This window comes from Allobosea sp. P1_A7 (assembly GCF_056406775.1).
Genome location: NZ_JBFTZN010000078.1, coordinates 30986 through 50543 on the forward strand (window position 1 = coordinate 30986; position 19558 = coordinate 50543).

A 19558-nucleotide genomic window follows, 5' to 3' on the forward strand; every position below is an offset into this window, starting at 1 on the left:
AACAAGGTGTGATGCTCCCTTGTTCACGGAGGTACGAACGCGTGGACTGCCAGCAGGCCGCTTGCGGCAACGATTCAAGACGGGACAGCGGATGCCTTGCCTGCAAGGTCCGCCTCGCGAGCGTGTGCGCGTCGCTATCCGTCGAGGAGCTCGAAGAGCTCAACGCTCTCTCCCATCACACCTCGTTCGATGCCAAGGAAACGGTCTTCGTTCAGGACCATCCCGCGCATTCGGTCTACAACATCGTCGAAGGCATGGTGCGGCTCTACAAGTTGCTGCCGGACGGACGCCGACAGATCATCGGCTTTGCGCTGCCGGGCGATTTCCTTGGATTGGCGATGCGCGATGCCTTCGGCTTTTCCGCCGATGCGGTCGACTCGGTCTCGGCCTGCGCCTTCTCGCGTTCGGCCTATGCCTCGCTGGTCAATGCCAAGCCGCATCTGCTGCGTCGCCTGCATGAGTTCGCCACCCATGAACTCACGCTGGCCCAGGAGCAGATGATGCTGCTCGGCCGCCGCAGCGCAGAAGAGCGGGTGATCTGCTTCCTGCTCACCATGCGCGACCGCTGGGCCAAGCTCGGCAAGCCGTCCGTGACCGTGCCGCTGCCGATGAGCCGCCAGGACATCGCTGATTTCCTCGGCCTGACGATCGAAACGGTGAGCCGCACCTTCACCAAGCTCGCCAAGGACAAGACGATCCTGATCGTGCCGGATGGCGTGCGCCTGCTCAACACCGACCATATGGAACTGGTCGCAGCGGCCTGATCGCAGTTCCCGCAGCTTGAAGGGCGCCGGTTGGACGGCGCCCTTGCTGATTCCGCAGCGCAACAAAGGAACCCTCCTCAGGTTGCGTTGATCTGCATCAAGGCCCGTCCCGCTCCGCTTCGCTAACGCTCTCGATTGGCAGCATTGATGCGCTGCAGCAAACGAGGGCTGGCCATGGCGGCGACAGGGTATCCGATCAGGCGCGCGACGACGGGAGAAATGGGAGGCCTCGTATTGGCGGCGGGCTGCGTGTTGCCGCTGCTCATCATCGCCGCCCTGACGCCCGATCCGGCCTATGCCTTCCATATCAGCCTTGCGGCGGTCGCCTCGCTCGTCGCGGTGTTCCTGATCGGCAATCGCTGCTTCAGTCCGGCGCCGAGCCCCGCGCCACAGGAGATCGACGGCAAGCCGAACTACAATATGGACCCGGTCAAGTTCGCGACCGTGGCCGCGATGGTCTGGGGCATCGCCGGGTTCACAGTCGGCCTGATCATCGCGCTTCAGCTCGCCTTCCCCGACCTGAATTTCGACCTGCCATGGACGAATTTCGGCCGGATGCGCCCGCTTCACACCTCGGCGGTGATCTTCGCCTTCGGCGGCAATGTGCTGATCGGCACGTCCTTCTATGTCGTGCAGCGCACCTCGCGTGCGCGTCTGGCCGGTGACATCGCGCCGTGGTTCGTCGTCCTCGGCTACAACTTCTTCATTGTGCTCGCCGGCACCGGCTATCTGCTCGGCATCACTCAGGGCAAGGAATACGCCGAGCCCGAATGGTATGCCGATCTCTGGCTGACCATCGTCTGGGTGGTCTATCTGCTGGTATTCCTCGCGACCTTGGCCAAACGCAAAGAGCCGCACATCTACGTGGCGAACTGGTTCTATCTTGGCTTCATCCTGACCATCGCCGTCCTGCATATCGGCAATAATCTGGCGCTGCCGGTCTCGATCCTCTCACCGAAATCCTATGTCGTCTGGTCCGGCGTCCAGGATGCGATGTTCCAGTGGTGGTACGGCCATAACGCGGTCGGCTTCTTCCTCACCGCCGGCTTCCTCGCGATCATGTACTATTTCGTGCCGAAGCGTGCCGGTCGCCCGGTCTACAGCTACCGTCTCTCGATCATCCATTTCTGGGCGCTGATCTTCCTCTACATCTGGGCCGGGCCGCACCACCTGCACTACACCGCCCTGCCCGACTGGGCGCAGACCCTCGGCATGACCTTCTCGATCATGCTCTGGATGCCCTCCTGGGGCGGCATGATCAACGSGCTGATGACGCTGTCAGGCGCCTGGGACAAGCTGCGCACCGACCCCGTGCTGCGCATGATGGTGGTCTCGCTCGCCTTCTACGGCATGTCGACCTTCGAAGGTCCGCTGATGTCGATCAAGGCAGTGAACTCGCTCTCGCACTACACCGACTGGACGATCGGGCATGTCCACTCCGGCGCGCTTGGCTGGGTCGCCTATATTTCCTTCGGCGCGATCTACTGCCTCGTGCCGTGGCTCTGGAACCGGCGTGAGCTGTATTCGCTGAAGCTCGTCAACTGGCACTTCTGGATCTCGACGCTAGGGATCGTCTTCTACATCTCGGCGATGTGGGTCTCCGGGATCATGCAGGGCCTGATGTGGCGCGCCTACACCTCGCTCGGCTTCCTCGAATACTCCTTCATCGAAACCGTGGCTGCGATGAAGCCCTACTACGTCATCAGGGCGCTCGGTGGCGGGCTCTTCCTGACCGGGGCGCTGATCATGGCCTTCAATCTCTGGATGACGGTCAGGCACGGCACGGTCGACGCCCCGAGCGATGACCATGCACTGCAGCCGCAGCTCGTCCCCGCGCAGTAAGGAACGCTCAGATGTCGAGCATTGAAAACCCGGCTCCGCGCAAGTCGCTCTGGCTCAAGCATAAGATCTTCGAGACCAACTCGATCATCCTGGTGATCGGCGTGCTGCTGGTCATCTCGGTCGGCGGTCTCGTCGAGATCGCGCCGCTCTTCTACCTCCGCAACACGATCGAGAAGGTCGAAGGCATGCGGCCCTATACGCCGCTGGAGCTCGCCGGCCGCGACATCTATGTCCGCGAGGGCTGCTACAACTGCCATAGCCAGATGATCCGGCCGCTGCGCGACGAGATCGAGCGCTATGGACCCTACTCGCTGGCAGCCGAGAGCATGTACGACAAGCCCTTCCAGTGGGGCTCGAAGCGGACCGGTCCGGATCTCGCCCGCGTCGGCGGCAAGTATTCCGACGAATGGCATCTCGGCCACCTCAACCAGCCGCGCGCGCTGGTGCCGCAGTCGATCATGCCGGGCTACCCCTTCCTGGCGAAAACCGAGCTTCGTTTCGGTGACATCGCCGATCACCTGCGCGCCAATCGCGGCGGCGGCGTGCCCTATACCGACGAGATGATCGCGCAAGCCGCGAGCGACCTCGAGGCCCAGGCCACGCCCGACCACCCCAAGGCGGCCGAACTCGAAGCGCGCTACCCCAAGGTCCAGATTCGCGATTTCGACGGCGATCCCAAGCGGGTCACCGAAGCCGATGCGCTGATTGCCTACCTGCAGGTCCTCGGCACGCTCGTCGACTTCAAGCTCTACGACACCAAGGCCAACATCCGTTGAGCGAGGGCACCATGGATTCGACCTACCATTGGCTCGCGGGCTTCGCCCAATCCGCCGGCCTACTCTACTTCGTCGGCACCTTTCTGGCCATTTGCCTCTACGCGCTCTGGCCGAGCAACCGCGCGCGCTTCGACGAGGCCGCCCGCACTCCCCTGCGGGAGGACTGAGCCATGAACAAGCATCACGACCCTGCCTCGGAATTCGATGCCGCCACCGGCCAGTCGACCACCGGTCACGAGTGGGACGGCATCCGCGAGCTCAACACCCCGCTGCCACGCTGGTGGCTCGGCATCTTCTACGCCACGATCATCTGGTCGGTCGGCTACTGGGTCATCTACCCGGCCTGGCCGCTGCTGACCGACGCGACCAGGGGCGTCATCGGCTACGCCTCGCGACAGGAGATCGAGGACGATCTCGCGGTCATGCGCAAGGATCGCGCCGCGCTGGCCAGCGGCCTCGCCGACGCCTCGCTCGAGCAGATCAAGGCCGACCCCGCCCTGTTTCGCGTCGCCATGGCACAGGGCAAGGCCGCCTTCGGCGACAATTGCGCCGCCTGCCACGGCGTCGGCGGCAGCGGCGCCAAGGGCTATCCCAACCTGAATGACGACGAGTGGCTCTGGGGCGGCTCGCTTGCCGCGATTCAGACCACGCTGCAGCACGGCATCCGCGTCGCCGGCAACAACGACACCCGCGTCAGCCAGATGCCGGCCTTCGGGCGCGACGGCATGCTGAAGAGGGACGAGATCAGCGCGGTCGCCAACCATGTGCGCGAACTGGCCGGACTGTCGACTGCCCCCAAGGCTGACCTCGCACTCGGCCGCAAGCTCTTCGCCGATAATTGCGCGGCCTGCCATGGGCCTGCCGGCAAGGGCAATCAAGAGCTCGGCGCGCCGAACCTGACCGACGCCATCTCGCTCTACGGCATGGATCTCGCGTCCCTGACCGAGACCATCACCAACAGCCGCAACGGCGTCATGCCCGCCTGGGGCCAGCGTCTCGACCCGACCACGATCAAGGCGCTGACCGTCTATGTCCACTCGCTCGGCGGAGGCCAATGACATGGCACTCGCGGAAAGCGAAGACGCTCCGCTCTTCGCGCCGTCGAAGAAAGTTTACCCACAGAGCGTGTCGGGCCCGTTCCGGCGCGCCAAGTGGCTCATCCTCGTCCTCTGCCTCGGCATCTACTATCTCCTGCCCTTCCTGCGTTGGGACCGCGGCCCCAACCTGCCGAACCAGGCAGTGCTCGCCGACATCGCCAATAACCGCTTCTATTTCTTCTTCATCGAGATCTGGCCGCAGGAGGTCTACTACTTCACCGGCCTGCTGATCCTGGCCGCCTTCATGCTGTTCCTGATGAATGCCGTCGCTGGCCGGGTCTGGTGCGGCTATCTCTGCCCGCAGACCGTCTGGACCGACCTCTTCCTCGCCGTCGAGCGCGCCTTCGAGGGCGACCGGCGCGAGCGGATGAAGCGCGACGAGGGGCCCTGGACCGCCGACAAACTCGCCCGGAAGACCGGCAAGCACCTGGTCTGGCTCGTGATCGCCTGGTGGACCGGCGGCGCCTGGGTGCTCTATTTCGCGGATGCGCCAACCCTGGTGCGGGAACTCGCGACCTTCACGGCTCCGCTCTCGGCCTATGTCTGGATCGGCATCCTGACCTTCACCACCTATGCGCTCGCCGGGATCATGCGCGAGCAGGTCTGCACCTTCATGTGTCCCTGGCCGCGCATCCAGGCAGCGCTGACCGACGACGACGCCCTCAACGTCACCTATCGCTACGATCGCGGCGATCCGCGCGTCTCGGTCAAGCAGGCCACGCGCCTGCGTGCCGCCAACGAGCCGGCTGGCGATTGCATCGACTGCTACCAGTGCGTCGCGGTCTGCCCGACGGGTATCGACATCCGCGATGGCTCGCAGATGGACTGCATCCAGTGCGGCCTGTGCATCGATGCCTGCGATACGGTCATGCTCAAGATCAACCGCCCGGCCGGGTTGATCGCCTATGACACCGACGACAACGTCAAGCGGCGTATCGCTGGCCAGAAGCCGGTCTATCGCCTGATCCGCGCCCGCACCCTGATCTACACCGCGCTGATCGGGCTCGTCGGCGGAGCCATGATCTACCAGCTCGCAACCCGCAGCACGGCGGGAATCTCCGTGCTGCACGAGCGCACCCCGCTCTTCGTGACGCTCAGCGACGGCTCGATCCGCAACGCCTACACCATCCGCCTGCTGAACAAACGCCCGGATTCCCGTCCCTTCGCGCTCACCGTCTCCGGCCTGCCCGGTATCCGGGTCGAGACCGTCGGAACCCAGGCGACGGCCGATCTTCGCCCGATCATCACGGTCGACCCCGATTCCTCGCGCGAGATCCGCGCGCTGGTGACAGTGCCGGCCGGCATTCCTCTCGACAAATCCCAGACGATCACCTTCACCGCATCCGACCTGTTCGCCGGAGAGGTCGTGACCGCCGGGGATCATTTCATCGCTCCCTAGAGAACGCATCATGACCTGTTGCGGAGGCTTCATCATGCCGATCGATTTTCCAGCCCCACCGGCGCCAACTCGGCGCCGGCCCTTCGAGCTCAGCGGGCGTGCCGTGCTCTTCGGCATGATCGGCTTCTTCATCGTGGTCGCGGGCGTCAATGGCGTGATGATGGTCTCGGCCATCCGGACGATGCCCGGCGCCGATGTGAAGAGCGCCTACGAGACCAGCCAGCGCTTCAACGGCGAGATCGCGCGCATGCAGGCCCAGGCCGCACGCGGCTGGCTGGCCCAGAGCGAGGTCGTGCGTGCCGGCGCCGACGCGGTCGTTTCGCTCTTGCTGAAGGACAAGGCGGGCGCAGCTGTCACAGGGCTCGCAGTCGAGGCGAAGCTCCAGCACCCGGCGACGCGGCAGCAGGACCGCGAGGTGACGCTGACCGAAACTGCCCCGGGCCACTATTCCGCGACGGTGCCGGGGCTGCATGCCGGCGCCTGGACCCTGGTGGTCGAGGCAAAGCGCGATCGGGACCCGGCCTTCTCCTCCCGCAGCCGCATGATGCTGAAGGAGTGAGGCTCATGGCCGCGCAGCAGGATCTCTCCGTCTTCATCCGCCATCGCGAAAGCGGCGTCGCGGGCATGGAACTCGCGGTGGAGAACATCCGCTGCGCCGGCTGCATGCACGCGATCGAGAACGGCCTTGCCCATGAGACCGGTATCCTCAGCGCCCGGGTCAATCTCGCGCTGAAGCGCGTCACGGTGGAATGGACGGAAGGCGTACTGCGCCCAGAGGCCGTGATCGAGCGCCTCTCCCGGCTCGGCTTCAAGGCCTACCCTTTCCTGCCCGCCTCCGGCCGTGAGGACGACACAAGCGAGGAAAGGCGGCTGCTGCGCTATCTCGGCGTCGCCGGCTTCGCCTCGATGAACATCATGCTGCTCTCCGTCTCGGTCTGGTCGGGCAATAGCAGCGACATCAATCCGGTCACGCGCGACTTCTTTCACTGGCTCTCAGCGCTGATTGCCCTGCCAACCGCCGCCTATGCCGGCCGCCCCTTCTTCGAGAGTGCGCTCCGGGCTCTGCGCGCCCGCGCCGTCAACATGGACGTGCCGATCACGCTCGGCATCGTGCTCGCGCTCGGCATGTCGGTGGTGGTGACCTGGAACCACGCCGAGCATGCCTATTTCGACGGCGCGGTGATGCTGATCTTCTTCCTGCTGATCGGGCGCTATCTCGACCAGCTGATGCGCCGCCGCACGCGCGACCTCGCTGGCAATCTTGCCGCGTTGAAGGCCGAAACCGCGACCCGGCTGATGCCGAATGGCGAGGCGATGGTGACGCCGATCGCGGCCATCGTGCCCGGCGACCGCGTCCTGATCCAGCCGGGCGAGCGCGTCAGTGTCGATGGCATCATCGAGACCGGCTCCTCCGAAATCGACCAGAGCCTCGTCACCGGTGAAACCCTGCCGCATGCCGTCATGGCCGGCGCGCAGGTCTATGCCGGCACCGTGAACCTCTCCGGGGCCCTGACCGTCAAGGTCGAAGCCGCAGCCAGCGGCACCCTGCTCGACGAGATCGATGCCCTGATGGCGCGCGCGGTCGAAAGCCGCTCCCGCTATGTCAAGCTTTCCGATCGGGCGGCAAGGGTCTACGCCCCTCTCGTCCACGCCACGGCGCTCGCGACCCTGCTGGGCTGGATGGCCTTCGGCCTGCCCTGGCCCGAAGCACTGATCATCGCCATCACCGTCCTGATCATCACCTGCCCCTGCGCGCTGGGGCTGGCGATTCCGGCCGTGCAGGTCGTTGCTGCGTCTGCCCTGTTCAAGCGCAAGGTCATGCTGAAACAGGGCGATGCGCTGGAGCGCCTGGCCGAAGCCGATGTCGCTGTCTTCGACAAGACCGGCACCCTCACCCTGCCGGACCCCGATCTGGTCAATGGCGCTGAGATCGATACCGCAACCTTGCAGGCGGCGGGCAGGCTGGCAGCCGCGAGCCGCCACCCTCTCGCCCGCGCCATCGCCCGTGCCGCCGGCCATCCTGCTCCTGCGAGCGATGTCAGCGAAAATCACGGCGCAGGCCTGAGCGCGATTGTGGATGGGATCGAGACCCGTCTCGGCAGCGTCGCTTATTGCGAGGCCGGGGCGGAAGCCGCCATCGTCGCCGCGCGCCATCCCTCAGCCTCCCTGATCGCCTGGCGCCATGGCACTGAATGCGCCATCTTCGCGGTCGATCAGAAGATCCGGCCGGAGGCGCGCGACTGTATCGCCGCGCTACGCGGTCTCGGCCTCGAGATCCGCATTCTCTCCGGCGACCGAAGCGAAGCTGTCGCGCCGGTCGCCTCGGCCCTCGGTATCACGGAGGCCGAAGCCGGCCTGCGTCCCGACGAGAAGCTCAAGGCGCTCGACCGGCTCAGCGCCAAGGGGCGCAAGGTGCTGATGATCGGCGACGGGCTCAACGACGCTCCGGCCCTTGCCAAGGCCCATGTTTCGATCTCGCCGATCAGCGCGACCGACCTGGCGCAGGCCTCGGCCGACATTGTCTTCATCGGCGACAGCTTGATGCCGGTCGCCGACAGCCTGCGCATCGCCCGCAGGGCGCGCAACCTCATGCTGGAAAACCTCTGGTTTGCGGTGCTGTACAATGCCGTCGCGGTGCCGATTGCCGTCGCGGGCTTCGCGACGCCGCTCGTCGCAGCCGTCGCGATGTCGGGCTCGTCACTGGTGGTCACGCTCAACGCGCTGCGCGCGGGACGCGGCCTGCCGCGGCAGAATACGGGAGTGGCGTCATGAATATCCTGGTGATCCTGTTCCCCCTGGCACTCGGTCTCGGACTGCTGGGGTTGGCGGCCTTCTTCTGGTGCATGCGCACCGGCCAGTTCAGCGATCTCGAGGGACCGAGCTGGCGCATTTTGAGGGATGACGACCTGCGTTCGCCTGGGGACACCCGCACCAACGATCATTGACGCAGCGGCCGTTCCGGCCTTACCTCGCCAGCGACGGTTCCCTTAGGGGATCAAAAGGGAATGCGGTGCGGATGGTTCGCCATTCAATGCCGTGGCTGCCCCCGCAACTGTAAGCGGCGAGCCTTTCGCCACACGCCACTGGGGCCCTCGGACCTGGGAAGGCGGCGACAAGGCACCGACCCGCGAGCCAGGAGACCTGCCGTCAGCCGTGGTCACACGCGAACACGTTCGGACGGGGTGTTTCGATCGCTTGTTGAACTGCACGCTGGCTAAGGGCAGCGGACGGGGCCTCGCGTTCGCGGTGACGTGCCACAGACGTCAACGCCCGAGGTTCCATCGTGATCCGTCCTCCCAAGGTTGCCCGGCGCAGCCGGCTGCTCATCACCCTGTCGCTCCTTGTCTCCGCCGGCTCCCTCCCCGCCAACCAGGCATCCGCCCAGTCAGCCACCGAATCGATTGCCCTCGACGAAATCGTCGTCAGCGCGACGACGCGACCCACGCCAGCGCGCGAGATCGCCAATTCCGTGACCGTCATCACTGCCGGTGATATCGAGCGCGAGCAGCGCCGGACCCTGCCGCAGGCGCTCGCCGCCGTTCCCGGCCTCAATATCGTGCAGACCGGCGGGCCGGGCGGGCTGACCTCGGTCTTCATCCGCGGCACCAACTCCAACCACGTCAAGGTATTGATCGACGGCATCGAGGCCAACGACCCGTCGACCCCGAACCGCTCCTTCGATTTCGGCTCGATGCTGACCGACGACATCGAGCGCATCGAAGTGCTACGCGGACCGCAAAGCGGCCTCTACGGCGCCAACGCGCTGGGCGGCGTCATCTCGATCACCACCAAGCGTGGCGAGGGTCCGCCGAAGCTCACGGCCCGAGCCGAGGCCGGCTCATACGGCACCTTCAACCAGTCGGTCGGCCTCAGCGGCGGCGATGACCGCTTCAACTACGCCCTCAGCATCGCCCATTTCAAATCGGATTCGACCCCGGTGACGCCTCCCGGGCTCGTGCCGTCGGGGCGCCGCGTCAACCCGAATTCCTACGACAATTGGACCTATTCGGCCCGGTTCGGCGTCGCGCTGTCCGATACGCTGTCGCTGAACTGGGTCGGCCGCTACACTGACGGCTACCTGCTCTTCACCGGCGATTCCGGCTTTCCGAGCACGCCCAGCAGCTTCCGCAGCAGCCAGGACTACAAGCAGGCCTTCACCCGCGGAGAGGTCGTCTGGGATCCGCTTGGTGGGCGCTTCGTCAATCGCTTCGGCCTGTCCTACAGCAATCAGGACCGCACCGGCCGCACGCCGAATGCGATTGGTATCCTCGGCCTGCCGACGGAGAATCTCGGCGAGCGCACCAAGGTCGACTGGCGCGGCGACCTTGAGCTGATGAAGGGGCAGACCCTGGTGATGGGTCTGCAATACGAGCGCGAACGGCTGGAAACCCGCGCGCTCACGGCATCCAACGGCAATACGGGCGCCTTTGCCGAACTCCAGTCGAATTTCGGCGACCGGCTCTTCATGGTCTCGAACATCCGCTACGACGATGACGAGACCTTTGGCGGCCACACGACCTACCGCTTCGCGCCAGCCTATATCGTGCCGGAAATCGAAACCAAGCTGAAGGGGAGCTATGGCACGGGGTTCAAGGCCCCGACCCTGAGCGAGCGTTTCAGCGATTCTCGCCCGGCCTTCAACTTCTTCGGCAATCCCAACCTGAAGCCGGAAGAAAGCCGCGGCTGGGATCTTGGCTTCGAGCAGCCTCTCCTCGATGACAAGGTCCGGTTCGGCGCCACCTATTTCCACAACGACATCGAGAACCTGATCGTCACCAACGTGGCGCGGAACTCCTATGCCAATATCGGCAAGGCCACGACCAAGGGGGTGGAGGCCTTTACCGCGCTCGAAATCTCGCCGCAGTTCAAGGTGCGGGCCGACTACACCTTCACCATCGCCAAGGACGACATCGCCCGGCAGGAACTGCTGCGCCGTCCCCGTCACAAGGCCAGCGTGACGGCGAGCTGGACCCCGGTTGACAAGCTCACCCTTTCGGCGACGCTGATCTATGTGGGTGAGCGCGTCGACGGAAACCGTGACTTCTCGATCTCGCGCATGCGGGCGCCGGGTGCGGCCATCGTCAATCTCGCCGCCGAGTACAAGGCGACGGACAGGCTCAGTGTCTTCGGCCGCATCGATAACCTGCTGGACAAGCGCTACGAGAACCCCGTCGGCTTCCTGGTGCCGGGTCTGAGCGCCTATGGCGGCCTGAAGGTAACGCTGTGAAGCCTTGGGCGGCCCGCGCGATGACTCGCGGCGCCGTTCTGGCGCTTGGCCTCTTGCTCGGTTTCGGCGGCCTGACGGCCGCCGAACACCTGGCTCTCGCAGGACCCGCGCAACGCCAACATGGCCGAGATTGCCAAGACCATCCCGGCCAATCACGGTCTGGTGGAGGAGGTGCTGAGTTACAAGCCCGATCTGATCATCGCTGGCGCCTACACGACGCGCAGCACGGTCGCGCTGCTGAAGAAGGCCGGTGTTCCCGTCCGCGAATTCGGGGTGCCGCGCAATCTCGCTGAAATGCGTGCCCAGATCGCCGAGATGGCGGCCCTGCTCGGCGAGCCAGAACGCGGCGCGGCCCTGATCGCAGCGATCGACCGGCGCCTCGACACGCTCGCCGCCAACCAAAGCGCGGGCCATCCCAGGGCGCTGGTCCTGCGGCCGAACGGGTTCACGGTCGGGCGCGGCTCGCTGGTGGACGAGATCCTGACCCGCGCCGGCCTGACCAATCTCGCCGCCGAACTCGGCATCGACAATTACGGCCAGATCGCGCTGGAGACCGTCGCGCTCGGACAGGCCGACATGCTGATCCTCAACACCACGCCGGGCGGGCCGCCCTCGCTCGCCCATGAGATCCTTCATCATCCGCTCCTGACGAAGCTCGGCGAGCGGGTCAGGCTCGTCGCCCTCCCCTCGAAACTCTGGACCTGCGCCGGACCGGCCGTGCTCGATGCGATCGAGCTGCTTGCCGCCTCCCGTACGCAAGGATCGCGCTCATGACATTGGCGGTTCAGGAAACGGTACGAGCGACGACGCCGAAGCTGGCGCGGCTCATTGTCATGCTGGCCCTATTGATGCTGGCCATGATGCTCGTTTCCATGGCGGTGGGGTATGCCCCACTCGACATCAAGGCGGCCCTCGCCGACGCCCTCGCCGGACGGAAGACCCTGCCGGCGCTCGTCCTTGTCGAGCTGCGCTTGCCGCGCGCGCTGCTGGGCGCGCTCGTCGGTTTCAGTCTCGGGCTTGCCGGCGCCGCCATGCAGGGCCTGCTGCGCAATCCGCTTGCCGAACCCGGAATCCTCGGAATTTCAAGCGCCGCCGCCTTCGGCGCGGTCGTGGTCTTCTACAGCGGCTTGTCGGCGACGATGGCGCTCGCCCTCCCCTTGGGCGGCATGGCCGGCGCCGCACTGGCAACGCTTCTGCTCTACGCCTTCATGGGGCGCGGCGCCGGAACGATGACGTTGATCCTCGCGGGCGTTGCGATCAACAGCTTCGCCGGTGCGATGACCGCGCTTGCGCTCAACCTCGCGCCAAATCCCTACGCCGCGCTGGAAATCGTATTCTGGCTGATGGGTTCGCTCGCGGATCGCAGCCTGCTCCATGTCTGGCTCGTGCTGCCGCCGATGCTCCTCGGCTGGCTGCTGCTGCTTTCGACCGCACCTGCCCTCGACGCTCTCACCCTGGGCGAGGACACGGCCAAGAGTCTCGGCTTCGACCTGACCTGGCTGCGCGCCCGACTAATCGGCGGAGCTGCACTCGCCGTCGGCAGCGCGGTCGCGGTCACCGGCGCGATCGGCTTCGTCGGCCTCGTCGTGCCGCATCTGTTGCGCCCGCTGGTCGGCAACCGACCGGGCCGGCTGCTGCTCGTCAGCGGTTTTGGCGGAGCGATCCTGACGCTCGCAGCCGATACCGCTCTGCGCCTCGCCCCGATCCGGCCCGAGCTGAAGCTCGGTGTGGTCACGGCGCTGATCGGAGCCCCCTTCCTGTTCCACCTGATCCATCGCCTGCGGCGGGAGGTCTGATGAAGATCGAAGCCTCGGGAGTTTCGCTCACGCTCGGCGGGAAGCCGATCCTGCGCGACATCGATATCGCGCTTTCGGCAGGCGAAATGGTCGGGCTGATCGGCCCCAACGGTGCTGGCAAGACGACCTTGCTGCGCGTGCTCTCCGACCTGGTCACGCCCGATTCCGGCCAGGTGCGCTACGACGGGCTGACCGCCAAGTCGCTCGGGCGCAAGGAATTGGCGCGGCGCATCGCCTTCCTTGCGCAGGGCGGCGCGGTACACTGGTCGATGCGCGCGGAGGCCCTCGTTGGGCTTGGGCGGCTGCCGCATCGCCAGCCCTTTGCCGGCGAGAACGAGGCCGATCGCGCCGCAATCACGCGCGCCATCGCAGCGGCCGACGCCACGGCGTTCGCCGACAGGACAGTCGAGACGCTCTCGGGCGGCGAGCGCATGCGCGTGCTGCTGGCGCGTGCGCTCGCCGTCGAGGCGCCGATCCTGCTCGCCGACGAACCTCTCGCGGCGCTCGACCCGCTACACCAGCTCGAGGTCATGGAGCTTCTGCACCGGACGGCTGCCGGCGGCACCGGGGTAGCGGTCATCCTGCATGATCTGACGCTGGCCGCGCGTTTCTGCGATCGCCTGATCCTGCTCGATCGCGGCAGGCTCATTGCCGATGGCTCGCCCGGAATCGTCCTCAACGACGCCAACCTTGCTGCCGTCTTCGGCATTACCGCGGCCCGCGGTTCGGAAGCCGGCGCACCCTACCTGCTGCCTTGGCGGCGCCTTACATCGGAACAGTCGTGACATGACAGCCCCTGACGACATTCGTGCGCTCCTGCGCGCTCATCTCGCCGATCCAGCCTCGCAATGGAATCTCGGCACCTTTGGCGCCATCGCCGAGTTCATGCGCGATTCGAACGAACCCGTTCAGCTGACTGATAAGACTCATCTCCTTGCGGCCACGACTGCGCGCGGCGGCATTGGCTTTCGCAATCTGACCGGCGTGACGCCCTTCGCATCGGAATCCGCGACCGGCCAGGGCTGGAGCCACCGCCTCGCGCTCTGCCTGCCCGAGACCGCCTGCGCGATGAGCCGGCGCACGGTTCTGACCGAGCTCGGCCCCGACGGCGACGCGCTGCGCGAGCAGGATCGCGAGGGCCTTCTCTTCGACATGGGCCTCGATACCCTGCAGGTCGACATCTGCATCCGAACCAGCACCCCGGGGCTGATCGCAGCCTTGCGCGCCGCATGCGGCCGCCCGCTTTTCGAGGCCGGCAACACCACCATGGCCGCCATCGTCGCAGCCGGGCCGCATCGCGTCTTCATCACCCGTTTCGGCCGTTGTGAAGTCTACCAGCCAATCCCCCCGGCAGACGGCAAGAGCCCCGAGGGGCCGCATACCCATGTCCTGCCCAAGCTGATGCGCTCCGGCCGGACGCATGCCGCCACCGAGCTCGTACCGGCAGGCCTCGTGCCCTGTGCTCATCTCGTGCCGGCGCATCCGGTCAAGGATGCGATGGGCCGGCCGACACCGTTCTATGCGACGGCCCAGAAGCAGTTCCAGGACCTGCTGATGCGCTATGGCGATGTCGAACTGGTCCGGTTGAAGGAGAGCGTGCTCGCGGCCATTGCCGCAGGAGCCGCCCCCTCCACCGTTCCCGCCCCACAGGATCGGTTTGCGCGTCACGCCGTGCGGGCGACATTGCGCCAACTCGCGGCGTCCGGCGAGCGCCTGCCCGGGCTCTCCGCCTGGATCTCCGCTCATGATGAGCGGCGTGTGGATGATGCTGGGGCGGATGATCCTGGCGCGGACGACGCCGCCGATGCCTATGGCCATGCGAACTGAGGGGCCGAAGCATCCCTCAGCCGGGCGCCCCCTCGGCCCCAATCTCCTGGTCGCTCCGGTGCGGGAGGAGAGTGAGACGGAGCGCGAACTCTAGCTGCCCGCTCATCCCGGTGGCTGGGATGACCGGCACGACGGCAAGCATGTCGAAGGGGCCGGGCGCCTCGCTTCGATGCGCTTCGGACAGGAGCGGAACGTGCTCCCGCCCCCGAGGTCAGCCTCGCGCGCCGGAGAGGATGATGCGCGATCCCTCGCGGTCGACGCGTTCGAGGCGCTGACGGAACCCGCCGGTGCCGGTCTCGAACGAACGGGTCCGCTGCTCCGTCGCCGGCTGCGCCAGATTCCGGCCCAGCATCGTCTGAGCCGGTGAAAGGCCGAGCAGGCCGAGCACGGTGGGGCCGATATCGATGATGCCGCAGGCGCGGTCATCCTTCGTCCCGGACTCAAAGCCGCCACCGCGGACGGCCAGGACGGTGTTGAGTTCGTGCCGGTTGAGCCCGCCATGCATGCCGCCGCCAACCGGCACATCGAACTTGGTCAGGAGCCCGAGCCCGGGATTGCCATAGCTGTCGGGCTCGTCGCCGGAGCGCAGGACATAGATGAGATCGGGCTGGCGCGCGTGATCGAGATCGACCAGCGAGAGCGCAAAACTTCCCTCGACCTCGCCCTCGACCTCGTTGCGGGCCTTCGCGAAGAGCATGCCCAGGAAGTCCTGCTCCCGGAGCCAGGCGGCAATCGCGTCGCGCCGGGCCGCTCCTCCCTCGAGGATGCGGATTTCCCCCATATTGCCGCCCGTCATCGAGAAGCAGGCGCCGGCCAGCGTGCGCTCGGCGGCACGGCGACCGGCATGGCCTTGCCCACGCAGCAACTCGGAGAGAGCGAGCTCGCCCTTGGTCGAGATCTGGCCGTGATCCGAGGCCGCGACGACGGCATAGCGCTCGGCATCGGGCTGCCCCTCGATCCATTCAAGCAGCCTGCCGAAGGCGGCATCGACATGTCTGAGTACCGCAAGCGTCTCGGGCGAGCCGAGAAAGCGGTAATGGAAGGAGGTGTCGGGCTCATTGAACCAGATCAGCGCGACGTCGGGCTTCATCTCGGCCAGCACATGCTCGCGCAGCACCCGTTCCGCGTAATCGATTTCCTCGAAGCGGGGCAGGCTGCGCGGCGGCAGCGCCCCGAAGCGCGCGACGACTTCGTCCACCGCGTCCGGCGTCTGGCTGTGCTCGCGCCCGAGGATCGAGAAGGTCCAGTGGCCGTTGGCCCTGGCACGCGGATTGATCAGATAGGCAGAGCCGGCCGAACCGGTATGGACCACGGCGAGCCGTTTGCCGGCCTTCGCCAGCACATCGCCGAAGCTCTCGGCCTCGACCAGGCCTCCACCGGTCGCAGCCTCCGCCAGTGCGATATCGTCGGCGCGGCTCATGTCGAGCGCGTGCTCGCGGGTCACCTCAGGGAACAGGAAGGCGTTGCCGACGACGCCGTGCACCTTTGGCGGCGCACCCGTTGCGATCGACGTGGTGGCCACGCGCGTCATCGACGGAAAGACGCTGCGCGCCTCGCGGAACCAGGTGCCCTGCCCTGTGAAACGCGCCAGGTTCGGCATCAGCTCGGGCGTGATGAAGTCCGGGCGCAGGCCATCGAAGACGCCGATGACGACGCGGGCGGCTGCAGCCTTGGCGGGTTTGCTCATGCGCTCTTCCTCAGGCCGCTGGTCAGCGCCTGCATCGCAAGCGCCCGTGTTGCAGCCACGCACTCATCGGCGGCGTACCAGAAACGCGGATTGAGCTCGATGTTGAAGAGGACACCGTCCGGGAAGACACAGGCCTCCATGAGCTCCTGCCAGGGAATGTCGCCCCAGCCGACCGGCAGATGCAGGTCGCCGTGTCCGAAGGCAAGCTTCTCGCTCAGGCTGTAGGTCTCGATCGCATCAGCCCGGCCGAAGGAATCGTGCACATGCAGATGCTTGGCGAGAGGGGCAAGCGCCTTGATCTCGCTGAGATAGTCGCCGCCGAAATAGCCTGTGCGCAGGTAGGAATGGCTGAAATCGAGCGTCGCCCAGACATGGGAGTGGCCGATCTCGACGAGTTCCTCGGCGAGCCGCGACGGCATCGAGGCGTGCATCCTGCCGTGGTGGCCACCGAACATGGTCTCGACGCAAAGCAGGAGCTCGAGCTCGCGCGCCACATCCCCGGCCCTCGACAGCCATTCGCGCTGGCGGTCATAGGCAGCCTCGACCACCTCGCCGGGCTGGGCCGGCATGACCCCGGAATGCATGACGTAATGCACGGCGCCGACCTCGGCCGCGATCTCCAGCGAGGCTTTCAGCACCTCGAAATGGCGCGGCAGGCGGGCCGGATCATCGAAGAAATTGATCGCCAGCGGACCATGCGCGGAATAGGCGAGCTTGCGCCCGGCACAGGCTCGCTTGAGCAGATCGAGATGCGGACGGCGGATGCGCCCCCCGATGATCAGGTCCATGTCGAAGATCGGCAATTCCGTGGACTCGACCCCGAGCGTCTCGACCTTGTCGAGGATCGCCGCGAAATCGGAGAGGTCGCTCTTGGGGCGCGGAGCCGTGATGCCGAAACCGCGGACGCCATTGGGATGCATGTTGTCTCTCCAGGATCAGCGCAGGGTCGGATCGAGCCGGTCGCGCAGCCAGTCGCCGACGAGACTCACCGCCAGCGTCGTCAGCACGATGGTGCAGGCTGGCGCGAGCATGATCCAGGGGGCACGGGTCAGATATTCGCGACCATAGCCGACCATATTGCCGAGGCTGGTCATCGGAGGCTGCACGCCGAGCCCTAGGAAGGAGAGCCCGCTCTCGAGCAGGATGACTTCAGGAAAGGTCAGCGTCATCGAGACGATCAGCGTCGAGGCGATATTCGGCAGGATATGGCGCAGGTAGACGCGTGCCGGGCTTGCCCCGATCTGGCGCACAGCCCCGGCATAGCCCTGCGCCCCTGCCGAGATCGCCAGGCCGCGCGAGATGCGGGCATAGCGCTCCCAGCCGTAGAGCCCCATCAGCCCGATGAAGAGCGGCAGCGCATTGCCGAAAAAGGCAAGCACCGACAACGCAAGGATCAGGAAGGGCATCGCCGCCTGGAAATCGGCCAGCATCAGCACGAACTGCTCGACCCAGCCGCGGAAATGCGCGGCGAGAAAGCCCATCACCGTGCCGAACACCGCCGAGATCACGGTCGCCCCGAAGGCGACCAGCAGCGAGATGCGGATCGAAATGATCAGGCGCGAGAGCACGTCGCGGCCGAGTTCGTCCGTGCCGAGCCAGTGCAGCACATGGCCGGGCGGCGAAAGCCGATTGCGCAGATCGTAGGCCGTGAAACGATAGGGCGTGATCCAGTCCGCCGTCAGCGCCACGATCAGGATGAAGCCGATCCAGATCAGCCCGAACCAGACCAGCAGCGGGATGCGGTTCTTCGGTTGCGGGGCAGTCTTGTCGACGGAGGTAGGGGTGGCGCCGGTGGCTGTGATATCGGCCATCTCAATGCCCTCCCGCCTTGGCGCCGCTGCGCAGGCGTGGATCGAGCACACCGTAGAGCAGATCGACGATCAGATTGGCGCTGACCATGGTGATCGCGACCAGCAGGAGGATGCACTGCACGATGGCAAGATCGCGGTTGGCGACCGACACCACCAGCAGCCGCCCGACGCCCGGCCATGAGAACACGCTCTCGACCACCACTGCGCCGGCGATCAGGCTGCCGACCATGAAGCCGACGATGGTGACGGTCGGGACTGCGGCGTTGGGCAGCGCGTGGCCGCGCACTACGGCAGGCCACGGCACGCCCTTGGCGCTGGCCGTGCGGATATAGGACTGGCCGAGCACCTCGAGCATGGCGCTGCGGGTGAAGCGGGCAAGCACTGCGGCGCCGCCAATGCCGAGCGTCAACACCGGCAGGATGGCGTGGCGCCAGCTCTCCTGGCCGCCGGAGGGCAGCCATCCGAGCTGGACCGAGAAGATCAGCACCAGAACCAGGCCGAGCACGAAGCTCGGCACCGTGAAGCCCGCGACCGCCGTGACCATGACGATGCGGTCGATCAGGCTGTCGCGATGCAGGGAGGCATAGATGCCGGCGGGGATGCCGATGCCGAGCTTGAGCGCAAGCGCCGGCAGGGTCAGCGCCAGCGTGGCCGGAATGCGCTCGGCGACGAGTTCGAGAGCCGGCCGGCCGTCGCGCATCGACTGGCCAAGCTCACCCTGCCCAATCGCCGAGAAATAGCGCAGATATTGCAGCCAGATCGGATCATCGAGGCCCCAGGCCTTGCGGAAGGCGGCAATGGCCTCGGGCGGCGCATCCACGCTCATGATGATCAGCGCCGGATCGCCCGAAAGCCTGAGCACGACAAAGGCGAAAGTAACGACGAGGGCAACGGTCAGCGCCGCGCGCCCGAGACGCAGAAAGAAGAAACGCAGCATCAGCTCGCCGCCTTCAGGAAGTTGGCCTGGTCATGCGCGACATGGCAGGCAGCAAGCCGGCCGTCCGGCATCGGCTTCAGCAACGGGCTCTCGACCTTGCAGCGCTCGCGCGCCGCATGGCAGCGTGGGTGGAAGGCGCATCCCGAGGGGCGCGCCGCAGGATTCGGCGGGTCGCCCTGCAGCACGATTCGGGGGCGCGTGCGGCGGCCGGGCACCGGCGCGGCCGAGACCAGGGCCTCGGTATAGGGATGTGCCGGATTGGAGAGCAGCAGATCGGCCTCGCCCTCTTCGACGATCCGGCCGAGATACATCACCGCGACGCGATGGCTGACCTGCCTGACCACTTTGAGATCGTGACTGATGAAGAGCAGACCGAGGCCGAGTTCCTGCTGGAT

General features: G+C 66.2%; 19 protein-coding genes and 1 riboswitch. Of the genes, 14 read left to right on the forward strand and 5 right to left on the reverse strand.

Features of this window, described 5'->3' with window-relative positions:
- The first annotated feature begins 11 nt into the window (after positions 1 to 11).
- From AC1D34_RS15590 to AC1D34_RS15655, 14 genes are all read left to right on the forward strand, one after another.
- Complete coding sequence (locus AC1D34_RS15590; protein WP_441505878.1) at positions 12 to 764, forward strand: helix-turn-helix domain-containing protein; 753 nt, start codon at positions 12 to 14, stop codon at positions 762 to 764.
- 174 nt (positions 765 to 938) lie between these two features.
- Entirely contained in the window at positions 939 to 2606 is a 1668-nt protein-coding gene (gene ccoN / locus AC1D34_RS15595) for a cytochrome-c oxidase, cbb3-type subunit I (protein WP_476824682.1), read from the forward strand.
- 11 nt (positions 2607 to 2617) lie between these two features.
- Positions 2618 to 3382 carry a cytochrome-c oxidase, cbb3-type subunit II gene (gene ccoO, locus AC1D34_RS15600; protein ID WP_441505880.1) on the forward strand — a complete coding sequence of 255 codons (765 nt, stop codon included), beginning with the start codon at positions 2618 to 2620 and terminating at the stop codon, positions 3380 to 3382.
- Positions 3383 to 3393: 11 nt separating this feature from the next.
- Positions 3394 to 3549 (forward strand): cbb3-type cytochrome c oxidase subunit 3, encoded by a 156-nt coding sequence (locus AC1D34_RS15605; RefSeq protein ID WP_043235436.1) that lies wholly within the window; start codon positions 3394 to 3396, stop codon positions 3547 to 3549.
- Positions 3550 to 3552: 3 nt separating this feature from the next.
- Positions 3553 to 4440, forward strand: a complete 888-nt coding sequence (gene ccoP, locus AC1D34_RS15610) for a cytochrome-c oxidase, cbb3-type subunit III (protein ID WP_441505881.1) — start codon at positions 3553 to 3555, stop codon at positions 4438 to 4440.
- Between the two features lies 1 nt (position 4441).
- The gene (gene ccoG, locus AC1D34_RS15615; protein ID WP_441505882.1) at positions 4442 to 5878 is read left to right on the forward strand and encodes a cytochrome c oxidase accessory protein CcoG; all 1437 of its coding nucleotides are present in this window, start codon (positions 4442 to 4444) and stop codon (positions 5876 to 5878) included.
- Positions 5879 to 5912: 34 nt separating this feature from the next.
- Entirely contained in the window at positions 5913 to 6437 is a 525-nt protein-coding gene (locus tag AC1D34_RS15620) for a FixH family protein (protein ID WP_441505883.1), read from the forward strand.
- Between the two features lie 5 nt (positions 6438 to 6442).
- Positions 6443 to 8650 carry a heavy metal translocating P-type ATPase gene (locus tag AC1D34_RS15625; RefSeq protein ID WP_441505884.1) on the forward strand — a complete coding sequence of 736 codons (2208 nt, stop codon included), beginning with the start codon at positions 6443 to 6445 and terminating at the stop codon, positions 8648 to 8650.
- Complete coding sequence (gene ccoS, locus AC1D34_RS15630) at positions 8647 to 8823, forward strand: cbb3-type cytochrome oxidase assembly protein CcoS (protein WP_113515886.1); 177 nt, start codon at positions 8647 to 8649, stop codon at positions 8821 to 8823. The genes AC1D34_RS15625 and ccoS overlap by 4 nt, the downstream gene beginning before the upstream one ends.
- 17 nt (positions 8824 to 8840) lie before the next feature.
- A riboswitch (cobalamin riboswitch) is annotated at positions 8841 to 9041 on the forward strand.
- 120 nt (positions 9042 to 9161) lie between these two features.
- Positions 9162 to 11105: a TonB-dependent receptor plug domain-containing protein gene (locus tag AC1D34_RS15635; protein ID WP_441505885.1), complete on the forward strand. Its 1944-nt coding sequence runs from the start codon at positions 9162 to 9164 to the stop codon at positions 11103 to 11105.
- 120 nt (positions 11106 to 11225) lie between these two features.
- Positions 11226 to 11879, forward strand: coding sequence for an ABC transporter substrate-binding protein (locus tag AC1D34_RS15640; RefSeq protein WP_476824683.1), 654 nt, complete (start codon positions 11226 to 11228; stop codon positions 11877 to 11879).
- Entirely contained in the window at positions 11876 to 12901 is a 1026-nt protein-coding gene (locus AC1D34_RS15645; protein WP_476824684.1) for a FecCD family ABC transporter permease, read from the forward strand. Before AC1D34_RS15640 ends, AC1D34_RS15645 begins: the two co-directional genes overlap by 4 nt.
- A complete protein-coding gene (locus tag AC1D34_RS15650) occupies positions 12901 to 13686 on the forward strand; it encodes an ABC transporter ATP-binding protein (protein ID WP_441505888.1) in 786 nt (261 codons plus the stop codon). The genes AC1D34_RS15645 and AC1D34_RS15650 overlap by 1 nt, the downstream gene beginning before the upstream one ends.
- 1 nt (position 13687) lies before the next feature.
- Positions 13688 to 14728, forward strand: a complete 1041-nt coding sequence (locus AC1D34_RS15655; protein WP_476824685.1) for a DUF6925 family protein — start codon at positions 13688 to 13690, stop codon at positions 14726 to 14728.
- A 211-nt stretch (positions 14729 to 14939) separates the two neighbouring features.
- Here the strand turns inward: AC1D34_RS15655 and AC1D34_RS15660 are convergent, their stop codons facing one another.
- The 5 genes from AC1D34_RS15660 to AC1D34_RS15680 form a co-directional block, all read right to left on the reverse strand.
- Positions 14940 to 16415, reverse strand: coding sequence for an alkaline phosphatase family protein (locus AC1D34_RS15660; RefSeq protein ID WP_441505890.1), 1476 nt, complete (start codon positions 16413 to 16415; stop codon positions 14940 to 14942).
- Entirely contained in the window at positions 16412 to 17335 is a 924-nt protein-coding gene (locus tag AC1D34_RS15665; RefSeq protein WP_441505891.1) for a sugar phosphate isomerase/epimerase family protein, read from the reverse strand. The genes AC1D34_RS15660 and AC1D34_RS15665 overlap by 4 nt, the downstream gene beginning before the upstream one ends.
- Positions 17336 to 17350: 15 nt before the next feature.
- Positions 17351 to 18232 (reverse strand): ABC transporter permease, encoded by an 882-nt coding sequence (locus AC1D34_RS15670; protein ID WP_476776344.1) that lies wholly within the window; start codon positions 18230 to 18232, stop codon positions 17351 to 17353.
- Positions 18228 to 19163, reverse strand: coding sequence for an ABC transporter permease (locus AC1D34_RS15675; RefSeq protein ID WP_441505894.1), 936 nt, complete (start codon positions 19161 to 19163; stop codon positions 18228 to 18230). Before AC1D34_RS15675 ends, AC1D34_RS15670 begins: the two co-directional genes overlap by 5 nt.
- The coding region (locus AC1D34_RS15680; protein ID WP_476824686.1) for an oligopeptide/dipeptide ABC transporter ATP-binding protein at positions 19163 to 19558 on the reverse strand (396 nt) is incomplete at its 5' end. The genes AC1D34_RS15680 and AC1D34_RS15675, both read right to left, overlap by 1 nt.

Bases quoted from the DNA above. Each gene is read 5' to 3' on its own strand.
- AC1D34_RS15675 (WP_441505894.1), bottom strand. From the start codon at position 19,163: ATGCTGCGTTTCTTCTTTCTGCGTCTCGGGCGCGCGGCGCTGACCGTT.
- AC1D34_RS15640 (WP_476824683.1), top strand. From the start codon at position 11,226: ATGGCCGAGATTGCCAAGACCATCCCGGCCAATCACGGTCTGGTGGAG.
- AC1D34_RS15605 (WP_043235436.1), top strand. From the start codon at position 3,394: ATGGATTCGACCTACCATTGGCTCGCGGGCTTCGCCCAATCCGCCGGC.
- AC1D34_RS15665 (WP_441505891.1), bottom strand. From the start codon at position 17,335: ATGCATCCCAATGGCGTCCGCGGTTTCGGCATCACGGCTCCGCGCCCC.
- ccoS (WP_113515886.1), top strand. From the start codon at position 8,647: ATGAATATCCTGGTGATCCTGTTCCCCCTGGCACTCGGTCTCGGACTG.
- ccoO (WP_441505880.1), top strand. From the start codon at position 2,618: ATGTCGAGCATTGAAAACCCGGCTCCGCGCAAGTCGCTCTGGCTCAAG.
- AC1D34_RS15645 (WP_476824684.1), top strand. From the start codon at position 11,876: ATGACATTGGCGGTTCAGGAAACGGTACGAGCGACGACGCCGAAGCTG.
- AC1D34_RS15655 (WP_476824685.1), top strand. From the start codon at position 13,688: ATGACAGCCCCTGACGACATTCGTGCGCTCCTGCGCGCTCATCTCGCC.
- AC1D34_RS15625 (WP_441505884.1), top strand. From the start codon at position 6,443: ATGGCCGCGCAGCAGGATCTCTCCGTCTTCATCCGCCATCGCGAAAGC.
- ccoP (WP_441505881.1), top strand. From the start codon at position 3,553: ATGAACAAGCATCACGACCCTGCCTCGGAATTCGATGCCGCCACCGGC.
- AC1D34_RS15620 (WP_441505883.1), top strand. From the start codon at position 5,913: ATGCCGATCGATTTTCCAGCCCCACCGGCGCCAACTCGGCGCCGGCCC.
- ccoG (WP_441505882.1), top strand. From the start codon at position 4,442: ATGGCACTCGCGGAAAGCGAAGACGCTCCGCTCTTCGCGCCGTCGAAG.
- AC1D34_RS15650 (WP_441505888.1), top strand. From the start codon at position 12,901: ATGAAGATCGAAGCCTCGGGAGTTTCGCTCACGCTCGGCGGGAAGCCG.
- AC1D34_RS15660 (WP_441505890.1), bottom strand. From the start codon at position 16,415: ATGAGCAAACCCGCCAAGGCTGCAGCCGCCCGCGTCGTCATCGGCGTC.
- AC1D34_RS15590 (WP_441505878.1), top strand. From the start codon at position 12: ATGCTCCCTTGTTCACGGAGGTACGAACGCGTGGACTGCCAGCAGGCC.